Source organism: Candidatus Eisenbacteria bacterium, assembly GCA_035712145.1.
Lineage (GTDB): Bacteria > Eisenbacteria > RBG-16-71-46 > RBG-16-71-46 > RBG-16-71-46 > DASTBI01.
Genome location: DASTBI010000079.1, coordinates 1 through 5635, shown reverse-complemented (window position 1 = coordinate 5635; position 5635 = coordinate 1). Strand labels below are relative to the sequence as shown.

The 5635-nt window shown below is 65.3% G+C and carries 5 protein-coding genes; 3 read left to right on the top strand and 2 right to left on the bottom strand.

Features of this window, described 5'->3' with window-relative positions; all coding sequences use genetic code 11:
* Window positions 1-797: 797 nt before the first annotated feature.
* Window positions 798-2255, bottom strand: a complete 1458-nt coding sequence (locus VFQ05_04715; protein HET9326055.1) for an FAD-binding oxidoreductase — start codon at window positions 2253-2255, stop codon at window positions 798-800.
* Between the two features lie 104 nt (window positions 2256-2359).
* On the opposite strand from VFQ05_04715, the gene VFQ05_04710 reads away from it, so the two are divergent.
* Entirely contained in the window at window positions 2360-3058 is a 699-nt protein-coding gene (locus VFQ05_04710) for a helix-turn-helix domain-containing protein (GenBank protein HET9326054.1), read from the top strand.
* 791 nt (window positions 3059-3849) lie between these two features.
* On the opposite strand, the gene VFQ05_04705 is transcribed toward VFQ05_04710, so the two are convergent.
* On the bottom strand, window positions 3850-4257 hold the full coding sequence (locus tag VFQ05_04705) for a hypothetical protein (protein ID HET9326053.1): 408 nt from the start codon (window positions 4255-4257) through the stop codon (window positions 3850-3852).
* On the opposite strand from VFQ05_04705, the gene VFQ05_04700 reads away from it, so the two are divergent.
* On the top strand, window positions 4228-5190 hold the full coding sequence (locus tag VFQ05_04700; protein HET9326052.1) for a LuxR C-terminal-related transcriptional regulator: 963 nt from the start codon (window positions 4228-4230) through the stop codon (window positions 5188-5190). The genes VFQ05_04705 and VFQ05_04700 overlap by 30 nt on opposite strands.
* Window positions 5191-5298: 108 nt before the next feature.
* The coding region (locus VFQ05_04695; GenBank protein HET9326051.1) for an FAD-dependent monooxygenase at window positions 5299-5635 on the top strand (337 nt) is incomplete at its 3' end.

The window sequence follows — 5635 nt, the reverse complement described above, 5'->3', positions numbered from 1 at the left end:
CTGGATCGAGCATCTGGGCGTCCGCTCGCGCGCCGCATCCGACCAGAGACAGCGCGAGCAGCAGGCGCCGGGTCAACCGCAGGAAGCCTCGCCGGCAAGTCGAGAGACTGTTCAGTTCCATGCGGCCCGGTTGGAGTTGAGGGGCATTCTAGATGACAGCGAGCACGCATTGGCAGGAGGGGAACCTGGACGTCGCAAGCTCATATGTAGTTACGCGACAACCCTGAGAATGTCCGCAAACTATTGACTCTTTGGCATTTACAGGAGCTGGCTCCTCGGGATGGATTCGTCCCGAGAACGCCTACCGGAACGCGAGGCGTTCGACGCCTGATAGCCAGCCCGAGAGCCAATTCGAGCCGGAGGCGAAGAAGTGGCTCACCGCACTGGACGATTTCCGCAACTGGTTGATCCGAGAAGCCGCGTAAATGGCCTGTTATTGACAGGTTCGCCAAGGTTTCGCGAGGTGAGTCTCGAAGAGCGACACAGCCTTTGCCGGCTTCAAGCAGTCTGCGGCCGCTGACGCCCACCATCCGGCGCTAGCCCTCGAACGCCTCGGGACTTGGCACGAAGAACCGTCGGCCAGTCGGCGATCGTGTACGGACGAGCGAGGCCGACATTCACATGCTCTGTGATCGGCGCGTGTGGTGCCCGAAACCGGCTCGGGTCACCTCCCTCGAACCACGCGCGCAAACGCGCAATAAGGACGCCGCTCACCGGGTGGTTACAGGCGCGTGCCGACGGCCACCAGCTTCTGCGCCGGAGACCCCCGAACCACCGCCCGCTCAACGCCACACCGATCAAACATCGTCCGCGCCATCGGAACCACCTACACCATCACTCAACCGCGGGCGAATGTTCTGGTTGTGGTGGAAGACGTTGTCGGGGTCGTACGTGCTCTTCACGTCCATCAGCCGGTGGTAGACCGAGTCGCCGTACGCCTCGCGGACCCGATCGGGCTCTTCGTCGCCGCCGAGGAAGTTGACGTAGACGCCCTCGCGGAAGCGGCCGAGGGCGGCGAAGAACCTCCTCGTCCAAGCGATGTCCCGGTCGCCGAACTCCTCGCCGGGTCGCCACACACCATCGAGGGTCATCGCATGCGAAGCCTGCCGGTTCCCGAACGCCGTTCCGCCCTCAGTCACCCGGCTCACCGCTCCCTTCAGATGGAACATCGCCACGTATGACCGCAGCGACGAGCAGGAGAACGCGTGCTCGACGATCACATCGATGAGGTCGTCGCAGAGTTCCGGGAGATGCGTGGACTTCCAGTAGTAGTTCCAACCGTGGACGACGGTCGAGTCGATCGCGCTCTGGAATCCGACGTACGGCGTGGGCCCGACCAGGTCGAGGAGCGGAGTCTGCGATGCGCGCAGCGGGCGAAGCACCCGCTCACCCTCCTCAATCGGCCCGGTGTAACAGGTAGCGACCATCACCACCGGGCGCCAGTGCAGATCCGCGGGAATCACCGGTAGCGGCGGCGCGGCGCCGAACCTCACGACCGTGCCGAGCTCGTCGGGAGCGTCGCGGACGAAGTCGCGGTAGAAGCGGAGGATCTCACCGGCATCTGTCGCGTCCCAGAGGATGGGCCCGGCCAGGACGGTGGGCCCGATGGTGTGGAGGCGGAACTCGAACGACGTGACCACGCCGAAGTTGCCGCCGCCGCCGCGCAGCGCCCAGAACAGGTCGGAGTGCTCGTCCGCGGACGCACGCAGCCGCCGGCCGTCGGCCGTCACGAGGTCGGCGGCAAGGAGGTTGTCGACCGTGAGACCGTGCTTGCGCATCAGCCAGCCGACGCCGCCGCCGAGTGTGAGCCCGGCGACTCCAGTGTGGCTCACGATTCCGCCGGTGGTGGCCAGACCGTACGCCTGCGTCTCGCGGTCGACGTCGCCCCACAGCGCACCACCCTGCACCCAGGCCCTGCGGCCTGCGGGATCGACGCGCACGGCCCGCATCGACGAGAGGTCGATGACGATCCCGTCGTCGCAGACGGCGGTGCCCGCGACGTTGTGGCCTCCGCCCCGTATGGCGATCTCCAGATCGCGGTCGCGGGCGAAACGCACGGCCGCGACCACGTCGGCGGTCCCGATGCATCGGGCGATCAGGCGCGGGCGACGGTCGATCGCACCGTTCCACACTGCACGGGCGATGTCGTAGTCGTGGTGGTCGGCACTGATCAGCCGGCCTCGGAACCCGTCGATCTCGACGACGGTTGGACCCTTGCTCCCGTGGCCGACCTCCGCGCTTGTCGGTGTCGTCATGGTGTCCTCCTCTCTCGACAGCTCCATCGGACCACCACGGACCGCGGCCGTAAAGTCAAGAATCTGGACTTCACAATCGAAGGCGAGTGTGGAACATTGGCGTCGTGAGGACGTACGGTCAGTACTGCCCCATCGCTCGCGGCGCCGAGATCTTCGCTGAGCGCTGGACACCTCTCATCATCCGCAACCTATACCTTGGCTGCGGAAGCTTCAGCGAGATCCTCGAGGGCGCGCCCGGACTCTCCCGAACGTTACTCTCACAGCGGCTCGCACAGCTCGAACGGCTCGGTGTCGTCAAGTCGGCACCCAAGGCTAAGGGGCGCGGGCACCACTACGAGCTCACGTCTGCGGGCCACGACCTCTTCAAGGTCTGCCAGTCGCTCGGCGAGTGGGGTGCGCGTTGGCTCGAGATCGCCCCTGAGAACCTCGACCCCTTTGTGGCCCTGTGGTCGATGTGCAACGCGCTCCGCCGAGACCGGCTCCCGGATCGACGCGTCGTCATCCGCTTCGACTTCACCGGTCGCCCGCGGCGTGAGCGCTACTGGCTTCTCATCGAGCTCGGAGACACCGAGATCTGCAAGACGTACCCCGGCCTCGACGAGGATCTCTACATCACGGCGGAAGCCGAAGCGTTCGTCAAATGGCACGCCGGCCACCTCACCTGGGCCCAAGCCACCCGCGACGGCCGCATCCAACTCGACGGCTCCCCGTCGCTCGTAAGAGCGTTCCCAACCTGGAACGCCCGCAGCATGTTCGCCCACATCAGGCCGGTCTCCCGCACCACAACAAGCGCCGCAGGCTGACATCCTCGATGCGGCTTTCCGCTGCGGCACCGCACCGCCGTGTCCTGTGTGGATCAAATTCTTCTTGGGCAAACGCTCTACAGAACTTGGACCTCCTCGCTGATGCGCACCTCACGAGCGCAAGAGCTGCCCTGGTGCTCACTCGCGAGGAGGTCCGGCGGTCCTGCAACGTATTCGATAGGGCCGATCCCGATGTGCAACATGTCGCGTTCCAAGAACAAGACCGCGCCCAGCCTGATTCTGGTTGAAGCGCCGCGGGAGGGAGACCGGACACAATCGAAAGACCGCCGAGAAGATCGGCGAGCCGAAGCTGCTCGCTCATCGTTGGACTGACTCATGCGACGGGGGATTCACACGCCGTTACCGTTCCACAGGGGTCGCAGTCCTGGAGACGACGTTCACAAACATCACGGTCAGAAGCTCCCCCCGACGCTGAGCCAACCGAGTTTTCAGCCCGCCGTCCCTTTGATGGCCCCGAACGATCTACCATTCTGCACAGGCGCATGAGCGACATCCACCTCCTCGCGCGTGCCCGGAAGTCCTTCGACCAGCACACATGGGCGGACTCGTATCGCCTGTTCGAGGCAGCTGATCGGGAAGCCCCGCTGGAACCTGAAGACCTCGAACGACTCGCGACGGCTGCCTACCTTCTGGGGCGGGAGGACGAGAGCGAGGCTGTCTGGGAACGGGCCCATCGGACGTTTCTCGAGCGCGGCGACCCCGAAGGCGCTGCGCGATCTGCATTCCGGCTCGCCGTCGAACTGCAGCTGCGAGGCGCCATCGCTCCTGCATCAGGCTGGTTCGCGAGAGCCCAGCACATCCTGGACGAGGCGGGAATCGAGTGTGTCGTCCGCGGATACCTGCTCATACCGTCCGCCATTCAACGCATCATGCAGGGTGATCCAGCCGCTGGAGATGACCTCTTCAATCAGGCCGCGGAGATCGCCCGCCGATACGGGGATCGTAATCTCGCATGCAAAGCCGTTCAGGGTCGCGGGCGTGCCCTGATCCGTCTCGGACGCGTCCGCGAGGGTGTCGCGCTGCTCGACGAAGCCATGGTCGCGGCGATGGCAGGAGACGTGTCGCCGATGATAGCGGGCGATGCCTACTGCACCGTGCTGGAGGCATGCCAGGAGATTTTCGATCTGCGCCGTGCGTACGAGTGGACGATGTCGCTCGCGCGCTGGTGCGCCGCGCAACCCGATCTCGTGCGCTATCGCGGCGAGTGCCTCCTCTATCGCGCCGAGGTCATGCAATTACGCGGGAAGTGGGATGAAGCGGTCCGGGATGCGCAGGACGCCTGTGAGCTGCTGATGTCCCGGCCGGCGGCGGGCGCGGCATTCTACCGCCTCGGCGAGATTCACCGGCTTCGCGGTGACTTCGAGAAGGCTCAAGCCGCATATATGCAGGCGAACGAACGCGGGCGAAAGCCACAGCCGGGACTGTCGCTGCTTCGTCTCGCCCAGGGAGAGATCGATGCCGCCGCCGCATCAATCCGCAGCGTTCTGCTCGATACGCGGACACAGGCGGCCCGGGCACGAATGCTGGCCGCGGCCGTCGACATCCTGCTGGCCGCCGGTGATGTCGAACACGCACGGGCAGCGGCCACCGAGCTGTCGACGATCGCAAGCGCCATCGGGGCCTCGCTGCTGAACGCGGCGTCCGCCCAGGCCACCGGCGCTGTCCTCCTCGCAGAAGGCGACGTGGAGGATGCCGCCACGTGGCTCTGTCAAGCATCCGAGATCTGGCGCGATCTGGAGATGCCCTACGAAGAGGGGCACACGTGCCTCCTGATGGCCCGTGTCTGTGAGCGGCGTGGTGATCAGGAGGGCCAGCGTCTCGACGTCGAGGCCGCGCGGAGGCTATTCGAGCAGCTCAACGCCGAGTTCTGTCTCGCACGCATCGGCGAGCAACCGAATCGGGGCAGGAGTGAGCCTGCCGGCTCGCTCAGCGAACGGGAGGCACAGGTGCTTCGCCTCATTGCCTCCGGCAAGACGAATCGGCACATCGCCGAGGAGCTGTTCATCAGCGAAAAGACCGTCGCCCGTCACGTCAGCAACATCTTCGACAAGCTCGGCGTATCGAACCGCTCCGCCGCCACGGCCTGGGCCTACGAGCACAACCTCATCTGAATCCCGTACGAAGAATTACCCAATTTCAAGACGTCGTGATTTTGGGTAATCCGTCCGATGGCGACGCCCTCCCGCGTTGGGTAGTGTCTGTCAACGGGGAGGTTCACGATGTACGACGCCATCGTCATCGGCGCGCGGTGTGCCGGCTCGCCGACCGCTATGCTCCTCGCGCGCCGCGGGTTCAAGGTCCTGCTCGTCGATAAGGCGACTTTCCCAAGCGACACGATTTCGACACACATCCTGTGGCCCCATGGCGCCGAGATCCTCGGACGCTGGGGACTCCTTCAGCGCCTTGCCGCGACAGGGGTGCCGCCTATTTGCCGGCGAATGACGTTCGATGTGGGTCCATTTGCGCTGCGCGGCACGATTCCCGACGCGAACGACGGGATGGGAGGCTTCTGTCCCCGCCGCACGGTGCTCGACGCGCTTCTCGTGAACGCGGCGG